This window comes from Bacillus sp. SRL543 (genome assembly GCF_984799205.1).
Genome location: NZ_OZ481794.1, coordinates 1,574,507 through 1,598,554, shown reverse-complemented (window position 1 = coordinate 1,598,554; position 24,048 = coordinate 1,574,507). Strand labels below are relative to the sequence as shown.

Below are 24,048 nucleotides of genomic sequence, written 5' to 3'. Positions count from 1 at the left end.
TCAATCTTCTCCCTCCTGCCAATAACGGCGTGCTGCGCAAAGTTCTTTTTCATAAATGGTGTCTTTCAGGGAGATAATTTCGATCGTTTTGCCAGTATTCGGCGAATGCAGCAGCTTGCCGTCTCCATAGTAGATTCCCACATGATGGATGCTGCCCTTTCCTTCTTGATAGGCAAAAAACAGCAGATCGCCCGGCTGGATTTCAGACAAATCCACCTTTGTACCATTTCCCGCCTGATCATTGGCATCCCTTGGGATGATATAGCCGTTTGCCCTGCACATATTGTAGCTGAATCCAGAGCAGTCAAATCCCCAGCTGCTCATGCCTCCCCAAAGGTAAGGCAAACCAAGGAAGCGCTCCCCTTCGGATACAATCCCGGCTCCATCCCCCTTCCTTCTGCCTTCTAAAGATGGATGAAGGAGGATATCCTCCTGCCGAAGAAGTCCGTACCCTTCTGGAATTCTCACCTTGATCCACCCATCAGATTTCTCTACGGCAGGCAGGACCGTTTCAAAACTCAGTTCCATTAAAGGCTTCTCTTCCTCTGAATACAATACAGCTTTTTTCGCGCTGATGGATGCAACAGGGCCTTTTTTGATATTCCATTCATTTAATTTCATCAGCTGGCTTTTTGGCATCCAGCCGGGATAGCCCCTTTCATCCTTCCCTGAAGGCTGGCTAAGAACGGTGACATTCGCCCAGGCTCCAACTTCTTCAAGAAGGATGACTTCCTGGCCAAAGAGCGCTTGGGTCTGGACCCTGTTTTCATCACAGAGCGCCAGACTCGTTTCATATGTCAGTCCCGCCAGCCACTCCTCCATGTCCGCCCGGCTGGAAATGGCTTTCCCATCTATTTCCCTTGCCGATTCAGGGGTGGTCCAAATTGTCGCCACTGGTACATTGACCAGCCATTTATGCTGGATTCCCACTTGAAATTCCTCCTTCTGAATAAACCTGCCTGATGCCAAGTCCTGCTGCATCAGGGAAAGTGATTTTTCTTCCGCTGTAACTGATGCCGCCCTCTACCATATCTTTTGCGAGCATAAGCGGAGCGTCAAAATCAAAGCGGGTGATATTTTTTTTGCTTGCAGCAAAATGGGCAGCAGCACTGATGCCGATCTTCGTTTCAATCATGCTTCCTACCATGCATTCAACACCGCAGGTTTCAGCCAGCTGATTGATGGCCTGCGCCTGGAAAATCCCGCCGGCCTTCATTAATTTTATATTGATCAGATCTGCGCTCCTCGTACAGAGCACTTGAAGCGCCTGCTTTGGGCTGAATACACTTTCGTCCGCCATGATGAGTGTTTCAACAGAATCTGTCACTTGCTTGAGCCCTTCAATATCATCAGCAGGAACCGGCTGTTCGACGAGCTCAATATCCAGGAGGCTGTCTTCCATTTTCCTGATGGCCCTTACTGCGTCCTTTGCCTGCCAGCCCTGATTGGCATCCAGCCTGATTTTCACCTTATTGCCGACACGCCTCCTGATTTCCTTGATGCGGCTGATGTCTGTCAGGATATCATCTTTGCCTACCTTTACCTTCAGCACATTGAATCCCTGATCTATATAGGAAGCAGCGTCATCCCCCATTTCTTCAGGGTTGTTCACGCTCACTGTATAATCAGTCTCGATTTCATTTTTGGCGCCGCCGAGGAATTGATAGAGCGGGAGTCTGCAGTGCCTGGAAAGGCAGTCATATAAAGCCATATCCACCGCAGCCTTTGCACTAGAATTTCCAACCATCAATGTCTTTATTGCCTGGAAAATAGTTTCATAATTCAGAAGGCTTTTACCGACAAGATATGGTTTGAATACATGGTGGATGGCCGATTCGATGCTCATGAGGCTGTCCCCTGTAATGACGACTGTCGGCGGAGCTTCACCCCAGCCTTCAATTCCGTTGTCGCATATGATTTTGATGACTACAGATTCCGCTGTCGTCACGGTCCTCAAGGCAGTTTTAAAAGGTTTGATTAATGGGATGGCAACCCTGAAGGTTTCTATTCGCTCAATTTTCATCCTTGCACCTCTTTAGCGTACGCCGCTTTCGACATACAATTGTTTTTCCGCCGTATCAAGCACCGCATCCGCTCCAAGCGGAACGGAGAAGTGCGGGGAGCAATGGCCGATCTTAAACCCTTTCATGGCTGGCCTGCCTGCTTTAATCAAATAGTAATCAAGAACTTCATCAAGTGAAAGGCTGAGCTCCCGCTGAGGTTCACATTTATTGAAGTCCCCCACAACAATGCCGGCTGCTTCAGATAATTTGCCTGCCATCAGCAGCTGATTCAGCATCCGGTCGACGGAGCGCGGCTCTTCGTTGATATCCTCGATCAGCAGCAGCTTCCCTTTGGCATCAATCTCATAAGGCGTTCCGAGCGTACTCGCTATCAAACAGAGATTGCCTCCGGCCAGGGGACCTTCTGCCCTTCCTTCCACCACTGCTGACAGAGGTGAAAGCTCTTCAGTGTATAAGGAATCCCTTGGCTGGAAAAGCTGGCTGAAATATTGTTTGGACAATGGATGGGCGTCCTCCTTCCCGATATCGGATGCAAGCATTGGACCGTGAAAAGTTACAAGCCCGGTTTCCTGGCCAATACTCGTATGAAGGAAGGTGATGTCGCTGTAGCCCCAGAGTATTTTCGGGTTAGCCTTAATAAGGCCATAATCCAGGTCAGCTGCAATCCTGGCAGTTCCGTATCCCCCGCCAGCACAAAAAATCGCTTTGATTTCCTTGTCTTCGAACATATCATGCAGATCCTCGAGCCTTTCTTTGTCTGTACCAGCCAGGTAGCCATTCTGTTTCCTCACAGATTTTCCTTCCCTGACTTTTAGACCCAGCTCCTTAAGAAATTCAATGCCTCTATCAAGGCTTTTGACCGCAGGCGGGCTGGCCGGCGATACAACACCGACAGCATCACCTTTTTTTAAATGTCCCGACTTTATTTTCAAAGACTGCTGCCCCCTTCCATATGTATTGAAGTTTCAATATCTGCCAGTAAAAAGGGATGTTCAGCAGAACACCCCTTTTCAATGCTATTCTTTGTCAGCCCATTTTAATTCCAGATATCCGACTGGGTGGCGGACGATACCTGACACAGCTTCATTTTGCAGGTAAACCTGGTTATAGAAATGCAGTGAGAAAATAGGCGACTCGTCATAAAGGATTTTTTCTGCTTCGTACATCATGTCATATCGTTTCGCTTCATCAGCTTCATTTTTTGCACCTTGGATCAGCTTATCGAACTCCGCATTGCTCCAGCCAGTCCGGTTCATCGAGTGGCCGGTCTGGAAGTTTTCAAGGAAGTTGATCGGGTCCGCATAGTCAGCAAGGAAAGAGCTTCTGGACAGCTGCAGGTTCAGCGCCTTCTGTTCAGTCGCGAAAACATTCGCTTCCATGTTTGCGAGCTTCACATCAACTGCAAGATTTTCTTTAAGCATCTGCTGAAGGGCTTCTGCAATCTTTTTGTGGACATCATTTGTGCTGTATGTCAGAGTCACCTCTGGAAGCTCGCTGTAGCCTTCTTCTTCCATGCCTTTCTTCAGAAGTGCTTTGGCCTGTTCCACATCAGTTTTGACAAGGTCCCCATTCACTTCGCGGAAATCATTCCCTGACGGATCCTTGAATCCAGGAGGAACGAATCCATAGGCAGGCTGCTCCTGATTCTTGGTCACGAATTCAACGATCTGCTCCTGGTCAACAGCCATCGCAAATGCCTTCCTGATGTTCACATTCTGGAATGGCTCTTTATTCACATTGAAGCGGTAGAAATATTGGCCGGCCTGATCTTCAACCTTGACCTTGCCTTCTTCAAAGAGCTGCTCGCTCAGGTCTGCCGGAACATCTGAAGTATCCAGCTCCCCTTTTTGATACATCTGATACTCGGTGTTCGTGTCATTCACCATCGCCCAGTGCACTTTATCCAGTTTGACATTTTCAGCATCCCAATACTCTTCATTTTTCTCCATGACCATATTTGTGTCATGCTCCCATTCAGTCAGCTTGAACGGGCCATTCCCCACAAAGGTGTCAGCTTCTGCGAACCATTCAGGGTTTTCCGTCGCTGCCTTTTCGTTGACAGGGAAAAATGCCGGATTGGCAATAATGTTTAAAAAGTAAGCCTGAGGGCTTGTCAAAGTCACTTCAAATGTTTTGTCGTTTACAGCTTTTACCTTTACTTCATCAGCTGAGCCTTCACCTGTGTTGAAGGCTTCACCGCCCTCAATGAAATATCCGAGGAAAGCCGCCGGTGAACCTGTATTTGGATCAAGCAGGCGTTTCCATGCGAAAACAAAATCCCCAGCTGTCACATCATCCCCGTTTGACCATTTTGCATTGTCACGGATTTGGAATGTGTATGTCTTGCCATCTTCTGAAACATCCCACTTCTCTGCAGCTGCAGGTTCGGCTTCATGCTCTTTGCCGAGCCTTGTCAGGCCTTCCATGATATTATTCAGCGAGTTCCATGATACTGCATCAAACCCGATCGGAGGGTCAAAGGATGTAGGCTCTACACCATTATTCAAGTAAAGCACCTTTTCACTTTCGGCATCCCCACTATCCTTGCCTTCATCTGAAGGCTCGCTTCCTGTATCCGAATTGGCTGTACAAGCTGCCATGACGAATACAAGCGACATTGCCAGAAACAACATGAAAAACTTTCTCATTTTTCTCCCCCTCATTCCATTTTCATCTATCAACGCAGTTCCATAAGGATCCTGCATCTGGATAATTCCGCTATCCCTGTCCGGCCTGGCCGGAAGGGGGCGGTGTTATCTTACTTGGGACAGCAATTTTTTTGCGCGTTCATCCTGAAGCCAGCAATCTACATGATGCTGACTGCTCAGCCGGGTTTCAAAAGGATAGACCTTTTCACATACCTCCATTGCATAATCACATCTCGCTGCAAATGGACAGCCCTGCGGCGGAGCAAAGAGATCAGGGGGTGAACCAGGGATCGGCACAAGCTCAGCTTCCTCGGAATCAAGCCGGGGCACCGAGTTCAACAGTCCCTTTGTATAAGGATGCTGCGGGCTATAGAAGATTTCCCTTCTCGTGCCCGCCTCAACGATCTTCCCGGCATACATGACAGCCACCCTGTCAGCCACCTGTGCCACCACTCCAAGATCATGGGTGATCAAGATTATGGATACACCTGTATTTTGCTGAATTTCTTTAAACAGATCGAGTATCTGCGCCTGAATGGTAACGTCAAGAGCAGTAGTCGGCTCATCGGCAATCAAAATTTCAGGCTCGCATACAAGGGCCATGGCAATGACAATCCTCTGCCTCATCCCTCCGCTGAACTGGTGCGGATATTGTTTGAGCCTTGATTCCGGACTGGGAATGCCCACCAGCTTGAGCATTTCCAATGCCTTTTTCTTAGCCAGTTCTTTGGATGCGGATTGATGCTGGCGTATCCCTTCAATAATCTGTTCTCCTACGGTAATCGTGGGGTTAAGGGCAGTCATGGGATCCTGAAATATCATGGATATGTCTGCGCCCCGGATCTTCCGCATTTCCGCCTCTTTCAGCCGGGTCAGATCCTGGCCATTGAACAGGATCGAGCCATCTGCAATTCTTCCAGGCGGGGACGGTATCAGCTTCATGATACTCTGGGAAGTGACGCTTTTGCCGCTTCCCGATTCACCGACTATGGCCAGGGTTTCCCCTTTGTATAAATCAAACTCCACTCCGCGGACAGCTTTCACTTCTCCGCCATAAGTAGCAAATGATACATGCAAATTTTTGATTTCCAACACTTTTTCCACTATAGCCCTACCTCCTCAGCTTTGGATCCAGGGCATCCTGCAGGCCGTCCCCAAGAACATTGAATGCAAACATCGTCATGGAGATGAAAAATGCAGGAAAGAACAGCCTCCACCAATGGCCCGAGAGGATGGTTGAGAGCCCGTCATTCGCCATAACACCCCAGCTGGCAAACGGCGCCTGGATTCCCAGGCCAAGAAAGCTCAGGAATGCTTCTGCAAATATGGCCGATGGCACAGTCAGCGTAAGCTGGACGATGATCGGCCCCATCGTATTCGGGAGGAGATTCTTTCTGATGATCCTCGATGTCTTTGTTCCAAAGGTTTTGGATGCCAGTATAAATTCATAGTTTTTTATTTGCATAACCTGTCCCCTGACAATCCGGGCCATGCCGATCCAGCCTGTAACAGACAGTGCTACAATGATGGTCGTCAGCCCTGGTCCCATCACCACTGCCAGCAGAATGACAACCAGCAGATACGGGAGGCCGTACAGGACTTCAATGATCCTCATCATCAGGTTGTCGGCCCTGCCTCCTTTATAGCCTGCAACGCCTCCGTAGATGATTCCAATCATAAAGTCCAGCAGCGCCGCAATCACCGCTACGAATAGCGATACCCTGGCACCATACCAGGTTCTTGTAAAAACATCCCGCCCCAGTTCATCCGTGCCGAACCAATGGCTGGAGGATGGAGGGAGATTTTGGTCCATCAGCTTAGAGCTTTCGACGGAATGCGGTGAAATGACAGGCCCAAAAATGGCCATAAAGAGCAGAAAGATGAGAAATAACAGCCCGGCCATTGCCAGCTTGTTGCGCGTCAGCCTTCTCCATGAATCCTGCCAGAATGACAGGCTTGGCCTGACTACCGCTTCAGCTTCGCCCTCCTCTTTTGAACGGGGTGTGAACCACTCATCAGGAATTTCCGGAGATATGTTCCGCTCCTGCTGTTTTCGCAATTCCATTATCGTCCCTCCCTTTTACTCAGCTTGATGCGGGGATCCAGTACGCCATAGGCAAAGTCCACCAAAAACAGCATGAAGATAAGTACGGCGCTGTAAAAAACGGTCGTCCCCATGATGACGGGATAGTCCCTGTTGCCGATGCTTTCAATAAAATACTTGCCCATCCCCGGTATGGCAAAGATCTTCTCAATGACAAAGGTGCCAGTCAATATGCTTGCAGCCATGGTGCCAAGCACCGTCACAACAGGGAGCAATGCATTGCGCAGGGCATGTTTGAAAACGATTTTTACAGGTGTCAGCCCCTTCGCTTTGGCTGTCCTTATATAATCCTGGGTCAATACTTCAAGCATACTTGCCCTTGTAAGCCTGGCAATGATGGCCATCGGGCCGGTTGCGAGTGCCAGTGTCGGCAGGATCATATGTTTCCAGCTGGTCCATGTAGCTGCAGGAAGCAGGTCCCAGTTGACAGCAACCTGCTGGATCAGAAGGGTTGCCAGGACAAAGTTCGGAACTGATATGCCGAGCACGGCAATGGTCATCGCCAAATAATCAATGAAGCCGTTATGCCTGAGTGCCGCAATGATGCCAAGTACGATGCCCGAAACGACTGCCAGCAGCAGTGTCCACATCCCAAGCTCAAATGACACAGGGAAGCCCCTGCTCAGCATGTCATTGACTGTCTGTGAAGATTTTTTAATAGAAGGCCCGAAATCAAGAGTCACAAGGGACTTCAGGTAAGATACATATTGCACCGGAAGGGGTTCATCCAGGTGGTAGTATGCTTCCAGGTTCTTCTGGACAGCTTCGCTCGTCGCCCTTTCTTCGTTAAATGGCGAACCAGGGATGCTGTGCATCAGGAAAAAGGTAAGTGTAATGATCAGCCACAGCGTAATAAGCATGGATAACAGCCTTTTGAGTACATAACTATTCATACCTGCCACTTCCTAACAAAATGCTGTTCTCATGGCCAGCTCGGTCATGACCAGCATAGCCTGATAAGCTTCTAGAATATTTTTCGCCTGGAACCGGACGGTCGTCGTCCCTTTTTCTATTTCCGTGCCAGGCATCAGCCCTGCCCATTCCGCCTGTCCGTAGTTGGCAAATTCAATCCGCAGGAGAGGTGATTCCGGCGGGGCCAGCGGTTTGACCTTATTCCTGTTTTCCAGTGCAAAGGCGGTTTTTTCCTTCAGAAGCTTCCCGGCTTTAGCTGGTGTCAGCGTTTTCACCGCCGAACGGGAAATGGTCTGTTTTACAACAGCTGTCGTTACATTCGGAATCAGCTCTTCCGCTTCCCTTGCCGCCCGGTCATCTCCTGCAACCATAATGACAGGAACGCCATAATAGCCAGCCACATAAGCGTTGAATCCCAATTCTCCGACTGCTGTATCGTTTATGTACATATTCCTGACCCCAAATATCATCGAATGAGACATGACACCTTCCATGGATGCCCTTGCATGATAGCCTGCAAATATCGCTCCGGAGAAGTCCGAATCCAGCCCCTGTACCATACTGTAGGGTTTGACATCCCCTGTAATCAGCTGGGTTTCCGGGTGCAGCCTTTCAACAAGCAGATTGTTCATTTTCGAATGGCTGTCATTCACAAGCACCTCAGAAGCGCCTCTGTCAAAAGCTTCCGAAACAATATAATTGGCTTCATCTGTCATGATGATCCGGCTTCTTTCATAGTTATGCCTGGAAGAATCAACATGGGTATAATCAGACAGCCCCGTTATGCCTTCCATGTCAACCGATAAATATATTTTCATAGACACTCCACACTTTCAAATATTTCGAATTTTCTTACTATTATAACGTACAAAATACTATATTTCAATAGTGTTACTGCCGGAAAAGCAAGGAAGCTATAAAAAAATCCAGCTGCCAGAGAGGATCTCCAACAGCTGGATTTTATCTGTGTTCAGCAGAAAAAGCAGCTATACATTTAAATTTATTCCGGCTATTTGTTTGTACTTTATGCTGGCATTCTTAAAAGCAACCATCAGCGCTTTCTGCGAAGAACCGAAATACCTCGATTCGATCTCAGAGAGGATGCCATCTTCCTCCAGCATAGATCTCCCTGCAAACAATGACTTAACAAACAGGGAAGTCAATTCTATTGTTGAAGAGCATTCTGCGTCTTCAATCTTATGCGTGTCCCTGTCAATAACGAGTGCAATAAAAAATCCATTGTATTTCTGCATGATCGGATTATTGGAGGATGTCTTGCTGTCTCCAATAATATACACGGTGCTGTCCTGATACATATTGCCCTCCTGCGGCGCGGGGATATTATATGAGGCATTTATGCGGGAACATAAATATTCATTATAATGCACACGCCCTTATAGAAATTGTAATATAACAGAGACAGCCTGACAATTATTTTTATGCATTTTTCTAAATTTTTTATTTATTTGATTGGTTTTTCACTCACGAATAAATAGGCTGCTCAGCTTGTATGTCTTGCCTATTGGCTGCTGTCAATAGTTTGAGGAACCCTGCAAAAAATAAGTAAGCGGAGATTTTCCGGCTAAATACAGAATGGTGCTCGTTTTGGGGTAAATAAGGGGAGATTTTCCTGTTATGAAAAGGAAATCTTCATATTTTCACCTTTTTCGAGTCCATAGGCGGAATTTCTCCGTCTATTTTTGCTGTTTTTTATTGAAATTACTAATTAAGCGGAATTCTTACGTCTATTATTCAGATTGACTCTATAACCTGCCTTCGCAGGACAATAAAAGTGTTCATCATTCCTGCGTCTTCAAAAGGAATTTCAAGGGCCTTTTGCATCACTTACAGACCAGCCCTACGCCCAATGTATTTGCCCGTTACGTTGCACTATCCCGGCAAAACCGCTGCAACACTTATGACCAATAGGTATTTATAACCGGACAAAAGCCCTTTCATCTGTACCGCTCCTCCTTAAACGGGTCAGCAGTCATGGAGTAGCCAAGCTCCTCCCAGAAGCCTTCTTCATCCTCTTTCATAAATCGGATGCCGGATACCCATTTTGAGCCTTTCCACAAATAGAAAGAGGCTGGCGGAATGAATCGGAGCGGGTAGCCGTGTTTAGGTGATATTTCCTGCCATTCATGGTTTTCATCTTTCCATCTGTATACAAGCAGGGCGTCATCGCCTAAAAGGTCCCCAAGAGGCAGGTTTGCAGAGTAGCCAAAACGGTCCCCGCTATAATATCCGTATATCTTAATATATTTGACATCTTCCTTGATATTGACAAGCTGCAGCAATTCCCTTAAAGCGATCCCTTCAAACTCGGTCCCAAACTTGGACCAGGTAGTCACACAATGCATATCTATGCTGGACACCGTTTTAGGCAGCATCATCATTTCAGCATATGACAGGGAAACCTCCTCTTCCACCTCCCCAAAGAGCCTGAAATCCCATGAATTTTCATCAAATTCATAAACATCGCCCTGATGGAGAACCGGCCATTTTTCCGTTTCAAATTGTCCTGGCGGCAGTACCTTCTTCAAAATCATCATCCTTTGCTGTTAGAGTTTTATTTAGGATACCCTTTACAGCTGCCTGCCGCAAGAAATCCCTCCTTAGACAAAACCCGCTGGACAATTCTTTTCCCCTAAATTTTTAGCGAAATAAAAGCAAGGGAAGCTGGTTTTTCCGGTTTAAATCATAATATTTTGAGAGACTAATGACTGCTGATAAAATAGACATGTGCTGATAATCTCCATTTTATCAGCAGCCATTCCAGAAGAAAGAAGTGACAATATGTCTGAGAATAAAAAATTAAGCGATATTAAATATTCTGTACTTGACCTTTCCCCTATCAATGAAGGCAGTACAGCAGCCGTTTCATTGAAGAATACTCTCAACCTTGCCCAGCATGCCGAGAAATGGGGCTATACACGGTATTGGCTTGCAGAGCATCATAATATGGCAGGAATCGCCAGCTCTGCCACTTCTGTTGTGATCGGTCATGTAGCCGGGGGAACCTCTTCCATCCGGGTTGGTTCCGGCGGAATTATGCTCCCCAACCATGCACCGCTTGTCATAGCAGAGCAGTTCGGTACATTAGAATCCCTTTATCCCGGCAGAATTGATCTTGGACTAGGGCGTGCACCTGGTACTGACCAGCTAACAGCTCATGCCCTGCGCAGGGACCGCGGAAACGATGGACAGGATTTCCCTGAACAGCTTGAAGAACTCCGTGAGTATTTTGAAGCTGAGTCACCGGCTGAAAGGAAAAGAGTGAGAGCCATTCCGGGGGAAGGCTTAAACATCCCGATCTGGCTTCTGGGCTCAAGCGGCTTCAGCGCCAGGCTTTCCGCACAGCTCGGACTTCCTTTTGCATTTGCCAGCCACTTCTCGCCTGATAATACCCTGCCTGCCCTTCAGCTTTACCGCAGCCATTTCACTCCATCAGAAGTATTATCTGAACCGTATGCAATGGTAGGGGTCAATGTAATCGCCGCTGATACACAGGAAGAAGCTGAAAGACTTGCCACAAGCATGCAGCAGCAGTTCCTCAACCTGATCCGCAATACTCCGGGCGCTCTGAAGCCGCCTGTCGACAACATGGATGAATTATGGAGTGAATACGAAAAAGCCCTGCTGCAGCAGCAGCTTGGCTCATCCATTATTGGAGATGCAGAAACGGTGCAGAAGAAGCTGCAGGAATTCCTGGATAAGACCCAGGCGGACGAGTTCATGGTCAACGCCCAGATTTATGATCACGAAGCCCGCTTGCGGTCATTTGAAATTGTTAGTGAGATCATGAAAAAATAATATACAAAAAGAGCTGCCGATCAAACCTCGGCAGCTCTTTTTTTGCTTCTATATTAGACTTTTTGATCAAAAATAGAAAATGCCCTGCAGTATGCTGCAGGGCATTTTTCAGTATGATCTGAGAGGGATTCGAACCCCCGACCCCTTCCCTGTCAAGGAAGTATTCTCCCGCTGAACTATCAGATCGTGTCTTAACTACATATTTAATTATATTCATTTTCAGGGCAAAGTCAATACTATTTCAGATATTTTTTCATTTTGATTTATACTTTTTTATTACTGCCGGTTTAAGACATTTTGGGAGAAAGTCTCCATGACAGAAAGGCATTTTCGACAGTCCCCCATAACCACATTGTTAAATTTGGATCTTAACCGGCTATGTCTATTCACGCTTCCTTTTTTAGGAATAAAAGACCCCCTGCAGCAGCTGCTGCCAAGCAATAAGTGACGATAAACAGGCTGTCTTTAAGTAATGGGACCAGTTTCACTGCTGTGTCCCCCTGGCTTAGATAACTCAGCGCCTTCATGACAGGGGGCAGCAGCCAAAGGAACCAGGAAGATCCCTTCCACTCATCTGCAGCTGATTCTGCTGCTAATGAAGCTGTCAGTATGAGAACAGCGGCCAGCCAGGCATACCTTTTGTCCGCAAGCTGTCCGCCAGAGAAAAGCATTGATACAAGCAGCCCGAGGATGGCCAGCATAATATGGGCATAAAAAGCCAGCAGGTAAAAAGAAACTTCCATTTCCGATCTAAAGCTGCCTGTGATCACAGGAAAGTAGATGGCAAATAGCATAAGCGGCAGGGAGGAAACAAACACAGCAGCCGCCTTGCCAGCAAGATATCTCGTTTTGCTGCCTAGGTGTGACATCAGGATAAACTTTTCCTGTTCCTGATCCAGCGAAAAGAAAAGCATGCCCAGCCAGGCTGTACACAAATATAAAGCAATCGATGAGACCGCGTAGCTGCTAAGGACGGGTGCCCCTTCGTAGGTGTACAATACGAAAATCCAGACCAGATAAACAGTATAGGGAGGCAGGAATCTGTATGATCTGATTACACTCCTGAGCTGATACTGAAGGAAAGCCATCAAAGCGCTCCCCCCCTTTCTATCACTTCAACTATTGAACAGCCAGTATTAAGAAGGCTTTTTAGAAGGATGTCTGACGCCGAAGCTGCTTCTTTGATGATAAATAGGTTATGGTCCAGCTGGCTATACTGAACGGCTGGCAACTCTTTTAGGATAGAAATATCCGGCACTATGGCTTTTATGTATTTCACGGCTTCTACAACATTATTAACATCAGATATAACAGAACCGTTTTCCAATTTAATCACCCTGTCAGCCGCCTCTCTGACAAGAAAGCTTTCATGAGCAGTAAAAGCAATGGCCATTTTTCCTTTAAGGCCTGGAAGGTACCTGAGGAATGCCTGCTGGGCTTCCTCGTCCAGTCCGGTCAAAGGCTCATCCAGGAGGAGAACATCCGGCTGCAGAAGGAGGGCTTGGATGATCCCGGCCTTCTGCATCGTTCCCTTAGAACAATTCTTCAAGGGAGTTTCCAGAAACCCCTTTGCATTGAATAACTCAGCATAATATTCAATCTCCTCCTCAAGCTCTCCCTTCGTTCGGCCTCCCATTCTTCCGGCAGACAAAAGAAACTCTCTCATCCTGAACCGATTTTGATCAGGGAAATGTTCAGGAACAAACCCAATCTTCTTGGTCCTCCTTTTTACGCTCCCGGCAGTAGGTTCAAGAAATCCTGCCATCAGTTTCAATAAGGTGCTTTTCCCAGAGCCATTGTGCCCGATTATGGCTGCCCGCTCCCCCTGGTCAAGGCTTATACTAATGTCAGTAAGAATCCTGTTCCCTTTTATGTTTTTTTCTGCTCCAATTAATTCAATCATATGTTTATTCATTACAATCCCCTAGTCAATTTTCTTTAACGCAAGCACCAGTTACTCATAATGACTTCAAAATGTAAAAAAATGAAAAAAGTTATGCTCTGCACTTGAAAAAGAACATCTGTTCGCATATAATGAAAGTACAAGAAAAGTAAGCCCTAAATGGCTTGATAGGAGGAAAGCTAAATGAAAGGCATTTTATACAGATCAATGGAAAAGAATATGGCTATTCAGGTAATCTATCTTTCCGCCAAGAACAAACTGACACACAGGAAGATTCTAGTGAAAGATATAAATGGGACTACAGTTCTTGCCTATTGCTTCACAAGGAGGCAAATGAGAATCTTCAAGCTCGAAAACATTCTTTCGTCTATGCCGGAAAAAGAGCAGACATACCGGAAAATCAGCTAATTTCAATATTTGTATTGGAATTAGCTCTTTGGCTTTGGCCATCAAAATTTCTCCCACCGTCCCCATCAACATCACTTCAGTATAAATTTCCCTCCTCTCCCATATTAGCACAATTCCAATCATTCAAAAAAAAGGGAGCCCGATTGGACTCCCTTTGTAAATCAGCCTGCAGTCTGCGGCTTTAGTGAATCATCCCTTTTAATAACGAACTGAAGGATGATAAGAGCTGCAAATGAAACAAGGCCGATTATATCTGTTAAAGTTTCTGGATAGATGAGGCATAAGCCTCCAGCAATGCCGATTACGCGTTCAAACCACCAAAGCCTTCTGAACCAGTAGCCGATAACACCTGACCCGATAGCCATCATACCCGCCAGAGCGGTAAAGACTACCCAGACCAGGTAATACCATGTTGTATCAATCATTAACAACTCCGGCGACAGAACGAACATATACGGAATGATAAAGGCTGCGATGGCCAGCTTCGCCGAATTGACCCCGGTCTTGATCGGCTCCCCTCCGGAAACCCCTGCAGCAGCAAAAGCTGCCAGCGCAACAGGCGGTGTGATGTCGGCAATGATGCCAAAATAAAAAACAAACAAGTGAGCTGATAAATCCGGGACGCCAAGCAAAATGATGGCCGGAGCAGCAATGGTTGACGTGATAACATAGTTTGCCGTTGTCGGAGAACCCATACCCAGAACTATTGCAGCCACCATGGTCAGCATAAGAGTCGGTATTAAAGCACCGCCGGCCAGATCAAGCAGTCCATTTGCCAGCTTCAGACCCAGCCCCGTCTTGGTTACCACACCGACTATGATGCCGGCAGCCGCGGTAGCAGCTGCTACACCAAGAGCTGTTCTTGCCCCGTCAACGAGCGCATCAATAGCATCTTTAAAATTAATCCTGGTTTCTTTTCTGATAGCGCTGACTGCTATTGTAATGAGGATAGACCAAAGAGCGGCCCTAATTACACTCATACCGCTCATAAGCAGGATAACCACTGCGAGGATAGGCAGCAGCAGATAGATTTTGCTCAGCACTTCTTTGCGGTTTGGCATTTCTTCTTTCTTAAGACCCCTGAGCCCTATTCTTTTTGCTTCAAAATGGGTCATGATCCATATCCCTGTAAAATAAAGAAGCGCAGGAATCGCAGCTGCTTTGGCAATATCCCAGTAGGTGATGCCTCCGCCAATGAATTCGACCATCAGGAAGGCCGCCGCCCCCATGATTGGCGGCATCAGCTGTCCGCCTGTAGAAGCTGCTGCCTCAACCGCTCCCGCAAATTCCTTTTTGTATCCAAGCTTTTTCATCATCGGGATTGTAAAAGAACCAGAAGTTACAACATTGGCAACTGAGCTCCCGCTGATTGTACCCTGCAGTGCACTGGAGAAAATCGCTACCTTAGCAGGTCCCCCTGTCCTTTTTCCGGCAATGCTGACAGCCAGGTCATTGAAATATTGCCCTACTCCCGTTTTTACCAGGAATGACCCGAACAGCAGGAACAGGAAGATGAAGGTGGCAGAAACTCCGAGCGGCGTCCCCAGTATTCCTTCGGTTGTAAAGAACATCGTCTGTACCAGCCGCTGAAGATCCAGCCCCCTGTGCGCAAGGAACCCGGGCATTTGCTGACCGAACAAAGCGTACGCAAGGAAAAGTGCAGCAATGATGGTTATAGGAAGCCCGACTGCCCTCCTGGTTGCCTCTAAGACAAGGATGATTGCTGTAATTCCAATATAAAAATCAAGATCGGTCAAACGGCCGACCCTCATGACGATTTCATCGATCATAAGCGGCCAGTATGCCCCAACTGCAATCGCAGCAAGTGCAAGGATCAAATCATACCAAGCTACCTTATGCTTTTTTCCCCTGTCCTTTTTCCTCGCCGGGAAAAGAAGAAAAATAAGCGCAAGTGCAAACCCCAAGTGGATGGAACGCTGTAGCTGCGCAGTCAATACACCGAATATCCCAGTGTACAGCTGGAATAGGGAGAAGGACAGCAAGCCTAAAAAGACAACCCATCCCAGCACTCCCTTCAGCTTTCGCGTCCCTGCTTCGGGATCATATTTTTCGAGCAGCTCCTGCTGCTGTTCCTGAGTCAGTGTTTCTCCATTATTGCTCAAGGATATTCACTCCTTCCAACTGCTGGTAAATGTTTATTTTATCAATTGTAAATCTTACCCACGTTCCAGGCTCGACAAAACCTGCCATAGGGTACTCGATTCCATTATATATGATTCTATGATTCGCCCTGACCTTGCCTGTCCGCATGTCAAAATGAGGGAAAACTCTATTCATATTCCGGATATAGTATTTCCCATCCTTTTGTTCAAATACCTCACCTGCGGAAGCGTTATCAGGCATGCCGATCGCAAAGTCTTCATACATAAGCTCGTATTGCCGGATCTTCGAGTCCTTTGTTGGTTTATAGCTCTCTACCACATCTGAAAGATGGATTGAATGGGTATATTTGATTTTAAAAATTTCTTCCTCGGTGAAAGGGATATAGGCAAGCACTTTGCCTGTATTCTGGTATTGAATTACAAGTGCTTTTTTATAAGGGATAAAGATAATAATTGCAATGGCAGCAATTAAGAGGGGAAGCAGCAATAATGCTCTCTTCAATCTTGTTCGTTTTTTCATCGGGACCCCCCTGTATGAAAATGGGATGAAGGCCGATGCCTCCGCCAGGCCCATCGCCAATTGGCCGTATGGCTGGCTTAAACTTCAGGTCCTCTTAAAGAGAATTGACCGGCGCGTAACCTGTTACAGGTTTGCTGCGCCGGCCAGAATGAAGCCAATTAAAAAAATTCAAGCAGACTATTCGGCTTTTACGCCTTTTTCGTCAAAATACTTCTGAGCTCCCGGGTGCACCTCGATGCCTACCCCGTTCAGAGCACTTTCAGCTGTAATCAATTTGCCTTTTGCGTGTGTGATCTTATCTGTGTTTTCGAAGATAGCCTTAGTAATGTCGTAAACCGTATCCTCAGAGAGGTCATTTGAAACGACAAGCATCGCCTGGACGGCAACAGTTGCTACGGCATCAGAGAGGCCGTAAGTTCCAGATGGGACTTCATCCTGGATATAGTAAGGGTACTTCTCAATCAGAGCATCGATTTTGTCCTGTTCAATCGGAACAATGACAACATCTTCAGTTGCTGAAAGACCTTCAACAGCACCAGTAGGAGTTCCGGCAGTTACGAAAGCTGCATCGATAGTTCCATCCTGGATGCCGGCAGTAGACTCGTCAAAAGAAAGATCCTGCTTGTCGATGTCATCAAATGTCATCCCATGCATTTCCAGGATCTGCTCAGCATTCGGATTTGTGCCTGAACCAGGGGCTCCGACAGAAACCTTCTTGCCTTTCAAATCCTCAACAGTTTTAATGCCGGATTTGGCAGTAGTGACAATCTGGATTGTCTCAGGATAAAGAGTTCCGATAGCGCTGACATTGTCAACAGCGGAACCTTCAAACATAAGCTTTCCGTCTTTTGCATATGAAGCAATATCAGTTTGTGAAAAAGCAAGTTCAGCATTTCCATCCTTCAGGGTATTCATGTTCTCAGCAGAAGCGCCTGATGTTTCAGCATTGGCCTGGATGCCAGTTTCATCGGAAATGATATCCGCGAACGCGCCTCCAAGCGGGAAGTATGTACCGCCGGTTCCACCGGTAACGATGCTGAGGAATTCAGGCTTATCTGATCCGCCTTCCCCTCCTTTGTCTGATCCGCCTTCATCTGAATTGCCGCCGCAGGCAGCCAGAATCATAGAAAGCGCCAGCAGCAATGCTGCTGAAAGTAGAAAACTTTTTCTTTTCATAAAATATCCCCCTCTGTTTTTGTTTAGAATTTCTCAAGTTTATTTTAACATAAACTTTTACACAATTGTCAATTACCATCCCTTGGCGGTCCGAAAACCAATAGTGGAGCGGTTTTGCCGGCAAGGCAAATAGTCTTAGCTTTCTATATATAGAGTTATTATGACCGCTGTCCTAAAATGGGTTTATTATCCAATCATAACACATTGCTGCAGACCAGCTGAACCAATAAGATGCACAGATTGGGCAATTCTTAAATTCTTATGTTAGAATTCCTTTTAAAAGGCTTACAAAGCTGTTTATGGAGGTCTGGCATGGAAATTCAAAATGGAACGATAAAAGAAATCTCTTTTCAGAGCAGGGAGCTGGGGGAAGAGCTGGATATGCTTATCTATCTTCCTGCCTCTTATTCTCCCCTTTATAAATATTCCCTTCTCATCGCCCAGGATGGAAAGGATTATTTCCAAATGGGACGGGCAGGACGGGCAGCGGATGAGCTCCTTCACAACAGAGAAATAGAGAACGTTATCATTGTGGGCATTCCTTATAAAAATGTGCATGACCGCAGAAGCAAATACCATCCGGAGGGAGATAAGCACAGGGCGTACATAAGATTCCTTGCACATGAGCTTGTGCCTTACCTTGATGCAGAATTTCCTACTTATCAAATGGGACAGGGCCGCATTTTGGCCGGAGACTCCCTCGGCGCTTCAGTCTCGCTCCTGGCTTCGCTGGAATACCCGAATACCTTCGGAAAAACCATCCTTCAATCTCCTTTTGTGGACGAAAGCATGCTTGAAGCTGCACGGAGCTTTCCGAGCCCGGGCCTGCTGAACATCTATCATGTAATCGGCACACAAGAAACAGAAGTAAAAACGACAAACGGAGAAATAGAAGATTTCCTTACACCAAATAGAAGTCTCTCCTCCATATTGTCCGAGAGGGGTTTTCAATATTTCTACGATGAATTCGAAGGCAATCATACATGGAAATACTGGCAGCCGGACTTTAAAAGAGCATTGAAGCACATGCTTTAAAGAAAAGCGGAGGCGACTGTTCAGGTGCGACAAGCATAAGACGAGCAGGACGGAAGGTTGTTCTTTAACCTTCTGGCCTGATCGGCTTATGACTCGAGCACCTAGGAGCCGGAGCTGGACAATAAGAAATGCGGAGGGCGCTTGCCCAGCCCCAACAAGCTTAAGGAACAGAGCGAAAGGTTTGCTCTTTAACCTTTTGATCTGTTTGGCTTAAGACCTCGAGGGGCTAGCGCCCGGAGCTGGACAATAAGAAATGCGGAAAAGCCTTGATCAGCCCCGACAAGCATAAGACGCGCAAGAATAAAAGGCGGTCTTTGCCTTTAATTCTTGGGTGGCTTATGACTCGAGGGGCTAGGCTTTGGAGCTGGACAATAAGAAATGCGGAGGGCGCTTGCCCAGCCCCGACAAGCTTAAGACGAACAGAGCGAAAGGTTTGCTCTTTAACCTTTTGATCTGTTTGGCTTAAGACCTCGAGGGGCTAGCGCCCGGAGCTGGACAATAAGAAATGCGGAAAAGCCTTGTTCAGCCCCGACAAGCATAAGACGCGCAAGAATAAAAGGCGGTCTTTGCCTTTAATTCTTGGGTGGCTTATGACTCGAGGGGCTAGGCTTTGGAGCTGGACAATAATAAAAGCGGAGGGCGCCCGCACAGGTGCGAAAAAAAACACTAACTGAATGAAAATTGGACCTACTATCATTGAAGTCGGAAAATTTGTTATAATAGTTAAATAAATCTTATTATATGTGCTTATCATTTTTAATCAATGGAGGTATTCAGGATGAAATATGGAATAGTTATATTTCCTGCAAAGAAACTTCAAGATCTGGCCAATTCCTACCGGAAGCGCTATGACCCGAATTATGCCCTCATTCCGCCGCACCTGACACTGAAAGGGGCTTTTGAGGCAACTGATGAGCAGGCAGAGTCGCTTGCAGAAAAGCTTCATAAAGCTGCGGAGAAAGCACATCCTTTTATTATGAGGGTAAATAAGTTCAGCTCTTTTCAGCCGGTCAATAACGTTATTTATCTTAAGGTTGAACCCGATGATTACCTGGATGCACTTCATACGGAAATAAATCAAATATTCCCTGGCGGCGAAAATCAGGAATATGCATTTGTCCCTCATATTACAGTCGGGCAAAAGCTGTCGGATGATGAGCATTCCGATGTCTACGGCTCACTCCGGATGGAGCGGGTCAATTATGAAGAAACAATTGACCGCATCCACCTCCTTTATCAGCTGGAAAACGGCTCATGGACCGTATATGAAACATTTCGTTTTGGAAAGGAATCTAAATCGTGATTGTAAAGAAGGCAGTTGAACAGCAAGAGATTGAAGATGTATATAAAATCAGGAGAATTGTCTTTATTGACGAGCAGCAGGTTCCTGAAGAAGAAGAATATGATGAATATGAAAAGGAAGCTGTCCATATCATCCTCTACGATGACAGCCGGCTCCCGGCAGCTGCCGGAAGATACAGGGTCGTGGATGGGATCGGGAAAGCTGAGAGGATCTGCGTCCTTAAGGATTACCGCAAAATCGGGGCCGGCAAGGCGGTCATGGATAAAATCGAAGAGCTTGCCAGAGAGCAGGAGCTTTCTGCTGTAAAATTAAATGCCCAGACGCAAGCGATCCCTTTTTATACTAAACTGGGGTATGAAGTGGTCTCGGAGGAATTCATGGATGCAGGCATCCCCCACCGAACAATGAAAAAATACTTATAAAAACCAAGGCGCCCTAAGTCCAGGGCGCCTTTCCTTTTGGAAAATACTTTTACCAGTCAATAATTTCCTCCGTTTCCGCACATACTATCCAAACAATACCACTTAAAGGAGTTATGGCCATGGAATATCTGCATATATTCGCAGAGCTGGTTGTTGGATTTGCGTCCCTCTTTTTGATCACCAAATTTCTTGGGAAAACTCAGATCACCCAAATTACGACATTTGACTTTGTATCGGCACTTGTCCTGGGGGAACTGGTGGGCAATGCATTATTCGATGAAAAAATCGGGCTTGGCCAAATCCTGTTTGCCGTCTTCTTGTGGGGCGTGTTGATTTATTTCACTGAGTATCTGACACAGAAATTTAAAAGAATGCGCCATTTTTTAGAAGGTGAACCCTCGATTGTCATCAAAAAAGGGAAGATCATTTACGAATCGCTAAAGAAAAACCACCTTGATATCAATCAGCTTCAGCATCTTTTAAGATCGAAGGATATTTTTTCAATACGTGAATGCGAGTATGCGATACTGGAAACCGACGGGACAGTAAATGTACTGAAAAAACCGCAATACAGCTCCCCTGCAGCCAAGGACTTCAACATCCAGCTGCAGCCGGAAGAACTTCCTGTCACACTGGTGCTTGACGGTGAAATTGTCCTAGATAATCTGCATATGATCCATTGGGATGAAACCAGGCTTCAATCCGAACTGAAGGGCTGGGGAGCTGAAACTGTCAAAGATGTGCTTTATGCTGAATGGAAAAAGGGAGAGCCTCTGCATGTGCAGACCTTTTAGGCTCTCCCTTTCTTTATTTCCATTAAACAGATTCGCTGAATAGTGTTCCTTTACCTGTCATGTCCCCGTACACTCTTTCAACCGTACGTTCATTTACCTTTCTCGCCGGCTTTTCCTCCGGGTATCCTGACTGGGCAGGTCTTGAAAATTGAAACAGCTGCTCCGGCTGGAACCATTGTGTGTCATTTTCCACCCTGTTCACCCTTGTAACTGGATACAGCCGGAATGGATCCTGCTTTTTATCCAAGTCCCTCACAGCGTACTGATTGTATTGATAATGATTGAAAGGCACGATATATCCCATTGTCCGATCCTCCACTTCAAGGTTTTTTCCAGTCTATGCCGAAAGTGTATATTTCCCTTTTTATACCCCTTCGCCAGAGAGATAAACTGTGGATATGCCTTTTTTTAAATGACTGGTTTTGTTATGATAGACTTCGCCGGCTTCGGCATGTTTTTGGGTATGGAATAATGGAATAATTATTTTCAAGGTGGAAACCCAGGTTTACGGGTATTCAATACATAATTAGATGAACAAGAAAAACGGGGATGACTTTACATGAAAACTGCTGTATACCGGCAACAGACTATTAATATAGAAAACTACAGCCGCGAAGAATTCCAAAAAATTCATGACGAAGGCAAGAAAGGCAAACTTTTCTGCCCGGCATGCGGAGAGCGGGTGAGGATGTACTTGGGGATACAGGATTCCCCCTACTTCTACCATCTTCATTCTAATGCCGAATGCCGCGATGCAGAGGAGGCATTGATTGAGGAGAACACAGAACCCGCTGCAGCGGAAATTCCCGCCGGCGGGTTCAGGCTCCCGAAGTCGAGGGCAATCACGGCTGCTGAAATGCCTCCTTCTGTGTTCCAGGATGCATCATTTGTCAAAACAGGAGCGCCTTTTCAGTATATGCCTTCTAAAAACAATGCGGGCAGCGGGTACTTAAAGGAACTCGCAGACAGTGGATTCCAATTGGATGCTGCACAGTCTGCTGCGGTATCCCATATTGACGGGCCCCTGCTTGTTCTTGCCGGGGCCGGGAGCGGAAAGACAAGGGTTTTAACCACCCGTACTGCTTATATGCTCCAAGAGCTGCATATAGACCCGAAATCCGTCATGCTGGTTACTTTCACGGCTAAAGCGGCTGCTGAAATGAAAAGAAGGCTGATCGATTATCCCGGCATAAAAGCTGCCCAGGCACAGCAGCTCCTTGCCGGCACCTTCCACAGCATTTTTTACCGGATCCTGTCCTTCCATGACAGAGAAGGATGGAACTCTCAAAAGCTGCTGAAAAAAGAATGGCAGCGCGAGCAGATTTTAAAAGGAGCAGCCAAAGAACTCAAAATCGATGAAAAGGACTTCGCTTTCGATCTGGCTCTCCAGAAAATCGGCTTCTGGAAGAATTCACTAATCCTTCCCCATGACACAAAGCCTGAAAATGATTGGGATAAAACAGTCACAGAATTATACAGGATTTATGAACAGTATAAAGAGAATCACCGGCTCTTCGATTTTGATGATATGCTTCTCGGATGTTATCGGCTTTTTCAAGAGAACCCCCATCTACTGGAATCGTATCAAAACCGGTTTCGCTATTTCCTTATCGATGAGTTCCAGGATATCAATAAAGTCCAATACGAGCTGATCAAGATGCTCTCAGCCAAGAGTAATAATGTTTGTGCAGTCGGGGACGATGATCAGTCCATTTATGCATTCCGTGGAAGCGACCCCCGATATCTGCTCGAATTTGAAAAAGACTTCCCGGCTGCCAGAGTCGTTGTGCTCGACCAGAATTACCGGTCCGCACATGAAATCGTTTCAGCCGCAAACAGCATTATTGTCAAAAATAAGCAGCGGCGCGACAAACAGATGAAGGCCCAGTATTCAAAGGCGAGGAAGCCGCTCCTCTTTTTCCCGCTTGATGAGGAAGAAGAAGCAACGATGATTGTGACCGATATCCAGGAGAAGATTTCCAAGGGCGGGAGTCCATGTGATTTCGCAATATTGTTCAGGACCCATACAGGGATGAGGGCTATTTTTGAAAGGCTGGCAAATTCCAGCCTTCCATTCAGGATTGACCAGGATGCCGAATCATTTTATGACCGTTATTTAGTCCGGACCCTCCTGGCTTTCTTAAGATTGTCCCTTGATGAGGATAGCCAGGAATCGATCAAGAATATCCTGCCGGCGCTCTTCCTTAAGCAATCTGTGCTGCAGGATCTCAAAGCAGAGAGCATCCTGACCGACAGGACTCTTCTCGAGTGCCTTGCTGATGTGAAAACCGGCTTTGCGTTTCAGGAAAAAAAGCTGGCAAAGGCCGTCCCATCGATTCGTTCCATTAAACATAAGAGTCCTGCCGCTGCAATTGATATGATTGAAAAGGAGCTCGGTTTCAATGACTTCCTTAAAAAGCGCGGGCTGGAAGGCTCCAAGCTGGAAAAAGGCTCAGATGATATTCGCGATTTAAAGGTTGCTGCAAATAATTTTGAGAGCATAGCGGACTTTCTTGAACATGCCGAGCATATGCGGGCCATGAATAAAGAAATGAAAAAGCCTGGCAATATAAGGGACAATAGCATTACCCTCAGTACGATCCACCGGTCAAAAGGCCTTGAATATGGGACTGTATATATCATCGGGGCTGTTGACGGGAGCATCCCTCATGATTTCGCCCTTGAAGCATACAGGAATGGAGATCCTGACCCGATGGAAGAGGAAAGAAGGCTATTATATGTAGCGGTTACACGTGCACAGGAGGAGCTGTTCATATCTGTCCCGCAGAAAAGGCGCGGCAAAAAGGCAAAGCCTTCCCGATTTCTTGCGCCGGTAAGAAGCTGAAACTTTTAAGAAGGC

23 protein-coding genes and 1 tRNA gene are annotated in these 24,048 nt (G+C 46.6%); 7 read left to right on the top strand and 17 right to left on the bottom strand.

The annotated features are described in order from the left end of the window. From AC4E8B_RS08135 to AC4E8B_RS08090, 10 genes are all read right to left on the bottom strand, one after another. Window positions 1-930, bottom strand: coding sequence for a C40 family peptidase (locus AC4E8B_RS08135; protein ID WP_490218072.1), 930 nt, complete (start codon window positions 928-930; stop codon window positions 1-3). Further along, window positions 914-2,023 carry a mandelate racemase/muconate lactonizing enzyme family protein gene (locus AC4E8B_RS08130; RefSeq protein ID WP_490218071.1) on the bottom strand — a complete coding sequence of 370 codons (1,110 nt, stop codon included), beginning with the start codon at window positions 2,021-2,023 and terminating at the stop codon, window positions 914-916. The genes AC4E8B_RS08135 and AC4E8B_RS08130 overlap by 17 nt, the downstream gene beginning before the upstream one ends. 12 nt (window positions 2,024-2,035) lie before the next feature. After that, window positions 2,036-2,956 (bottom strand): S66 peptidase family protein, encoded by a 921-nt coding sequence (locus AC4E8B_RS08125; protein ID WP_490218070.1) that lies wholly within the window; start codon window positions 2,954-2,956, stop codon window positions 2,036-2,038. Between the two features lie 84 nt (window positions 2,957-3,040). Next, window positions 3,041-4,672: a peptide ABC transporter substrate-binding protein gene (locus tag AC4E8B_RS08120; RefSeq protein ID WP_490218069.1), complete on the bottom strand. Its 1,632-nt coding sequence runs from the start codon at window positions 4,670-4,672 to the stop codon at window positions 3,041-3,043. A gap of 105 nt (window positions 4,673-4,777) precedes the next feature. Next, window positions 4,778-5,776, bottom strand: a complete 999-nt coding sequence (locus tag AC4E8B_RS08115) for an ABC transporter ATP-binding protein (protein WP_490218068.1) — start codon at window positions 5,774-5,776, stop codon at window positions 4,778-4,780. Window positions 5,777-5,783: 7 nt separating this feature from the next. Continuing rightward, window positions 5,784-6,737 carry an ABC transporter permease gene (locus tag AC4E8B_RS08110; protein WP_490218067.1) on the bottom strand — a complete coding sequence of 318 codons (954 nt, stop codon included), beginning with the start codon at window positions 6,735-6,737 and terminating at the stop codon, window positions 5,784-5,786. Further along, window positions 6,737-7,669 carry an ABC transporter permease gene (locus AC4E8B_RS08105; protein WP_490218066.1) on the bottom strand — a complete coding sequence of 311 codons (933 nt, stop codon included), beginning with the start codon at window positions 7,667-7,669 and terminating at the stop codon, window positions 6,737-6,739. Before AC4E8B_RS08105 ends, AC4E8B_RS08110 begins: the two co-directional genes overlap by 1 nt. 12 nt (window positions 7,670-7,681) lie before the next feature. Then, window positions 7,682-8,506 (bottom strand): M55 family metallopeptidase, encoded by an 825-nt coding sequence (locus AC4E8B_RS08100; RefSeq protein ID WP_490218065.1) that lies wholly within the window; start codon window positions 8,504-8,506, stop codon window positions 7,682-7,684. A 168-nt stretch (window positions 8,507-8,674) separates the two neighbouring features. Next, window positions 8,675-9,004, bottom strand: a complete 330-nt coding sequence (locus tag AC4E8B_RS08095) for a DUF3870 domain-containing protein (protein ID WP_490218064.1) — start codon at window positions 9,002-9,004, stop codon at window positions 8,675-8,677. Window positions 9,005-9,643: 639 nt separating this feature from the next. Next, entirely contained in the window at window positions 9,644-10,234 is a 591-nt protein-coding gene (locus tag AC4E8B_RS08090; protein ID WP_490218063.1) for a molybdopterin-dependent oxidoreductase, read from the bottom strand. 253 nt (window positions 10,235-10,487) lie between these two features. Here AC4E8B_RS08090 and AC4E8B_RS08085 point away from each other — a divergent pair, with 253 nt between their 5' ends. Beyond that, on the top strand, window positions 10,488-11,504 hold the full coding sequence (locus AC4E8B_RS08085; RefSeq protein WP_490218062.1) for an LLM class flavin-dependent oxidoreductase: 1,017 nt from the start codon (window positions 10,488-10,490) through the stop codon (window positions 11,502-11,504). 114 nt (window positions 11,505-11,618) lie between these two features. Here AC4E8B_RS08085 and AC4E8B_RS08080 read toward each other — a convergent pair. The 3 genes from AC4E8B_RS08080 to AC4E8B_RS08070 form a co-directional block, all read right to left on the bottom strand. After that, a tRNA-Val gene (locus tag AC4E8B_RS08080) sits at window positions 11,619-11,690 on the bottom strand. A 200-nt stretch (window positions 11,691-11,890) separates the two neighbouring features. Further along, window positions 11,891-12,595, bottom strand: coding sequence for a hypothetical protein (locus AC4E8B_RS08075; protein ID WP_490218061.1), 705 nt, complete (start codon window positions 12,593-12,595; stop codon window positions 11,891-11,893). Next, on the bottom strand, window positions 12,592-13,419 hold the full coding sequence (locus AC4E8B_RS08070) for an ATP-binding cassette domain-containing protein (protein WP_490218060.1): 828 nt from the start codon (window positions 13,417-13,419) through the stop codon (window positions 12,592-12,594). Before AC4E8B_RS08070 ends, AC4E8B_RS08075 begins: the two co-directional genes overlap by 4 nt. A gap of 171 nt (window positions 13,420-13,590) precedes the next feature. On the opposite strand from AC4E8B_RS08070, the gene AC4E8B_RS08065 reads away from it, so the two are divergent. Continuing rightward, complete coding sequence (locus AC4E8B_RS08065; protein ID WP_490218059.1) at window positions 13,591-13,815, top strand: hypothetical protein; 225 nt, start codon at window positions 13,591-13,593, stop codon at window positions 13,813-13,815. 161 nt (window positions 13,816-13,976) lie between these two features. Here AC4E8B_RS08065 and AC4E8B_RS08060 read toward each other — a convergent pair whose 3' ends face one another. The 3 genes from AC4E8B_RS08060 to AC4E8B_RS08050 form a co-directional block, all read right to left on the bottom strand. Further along, complete coding sequence (locus tag AC4E8B_RS08060; RefSeq protein ID WP_490218058.1) at window positions 13,977-15,938, bottom strand: TRAP transporter permease; 1,962 nt, start codon at window positions 15,936-15,938, stop codon at window positions 13,977-13,979. Next, window positions 15,928-16,458: a DUF1850 domain-containing protein gene (locus tag AC4E8B_RS08055; protein WP_490218057.1), complete on the bottom strand. Its 531-nt coding sequence runs from the start codon at window positions 16,456-16,458 to the stop codon at window positions 15,928-15,930. The genes AC4E8B_RS08060 and AC4E8B_RS08055 overlap by 11 nt, the downstream gene beginning before the upstream one ends. 177 nt (window positions 16,459-16,635) lie before the next feature. Beyond that, window positions 16,636-17,634, bottom strand: a complete 999-nt coding sequence (locus tag AC4E8B_RS08050; RefSeq protein WP_490218056.1) for a TAXI family TRAP transporter solute-binding subunit — start codon at window positions 17,632-17,634, stop codon at window positions 16,636-16,638. 312 nt (window positions 17,635-17,946) lie between these two features. Between AC4E8B_RS08050 and AC4E8B_RS08045 the strand changes: the two genes are divergently transcribed. From AC4E8B_RS08045 to AC4E8B_RS08030, 4 genes are all read left to right on the top strand, one after another. Next, on the top strand, window positions 17,947-18,669 hold the full coding sequence (locus AC4E8B_RS08045) for an alpha/beta hydrolase (protein ID WP_490218055.1): 723 nt from the start codon (window positions 17,947-17,949) through the stop codon (window positions 18,667-18,669). A 778-nt stretch (window positions 18,670-19,447) separates the two neighbouring features. Continuing rightward, window positions 19,448-19,972, top strand: a complete 525-nt coding sequence (locus tag AC4E8B_RS08040) for a YjcG family protein (RefSeq protein ID WP_490218054.1) — start codon at window positions 19,448-19,450, stop codon at window positions 19,970-19,972. Continuing rightward, window positions 19,969-20,394: a GNAT family N-acetyltransferase gene (locus tag AC4E8B_RS08035; RefSeq protein ID WP_490218053.1), complete on the top strand. Its 426-nt coding sequence runs from the start codon at window positions 19,969-19,971 to the stop codon at window positions 20,392-20,394. Before AC4E8B_RS08040 ends, AC4E8B_RS08035 begins: the two co-directional genes overlap by 4 nt. A 119-nt stretch (window positions 20,395-20,513) precedes the next feature. After that, window positions 20,514-21,188, top strand: coding sequence for a DUF421 domain-containing protein (locus AC4E8B_RS08030; protein ID WP_490218052.1), 675 nt, complete (start codon window positions 20,514-20,516; stop codon window positions 21,186-21,188). 22 nt (window positions 21,189-21,210) lie between these two features. Here AC4E8B_RS08030 and AC4E8B_RS08025 read toward each other — a convergent pair whose 3' ends face one another. After that, the gene (locus AC4E8B_RS08025) at window positions 21,211-21,492 is read right to left on the bottom strand and encodes a hypothetical protein (RefSeq protein WP_490218051.1); all 282 of its coding nucleotides are present in this window, start codon (window positions 21,490-21,492) and stop codon (window positions 21,211-21,213) included. A 255-nt stretch (window positions 21,493-21,747) separates the two neighbouring features. Between AC4E8B_RS08025 and AC4E8B_RS08020 the strand changes: the two genes are divergently transcribed. Further along, window positions 21,748-24,033 carry a UvrD-helicase domain-containing protein gene (locus AC4E8B_RS08020; RefSeq protein WP_490218050.1) on the top strand — a complete coding sequence of 762 codons (2,286 nt, stop codon included), beginning with the start codon at window positions 21,748-21,750 and terminating at the stop codon, window positions 24,031-24,033. The last annotated feature ends 15 nt before the right edge of the window (window positions 24,034-24,048 follow it).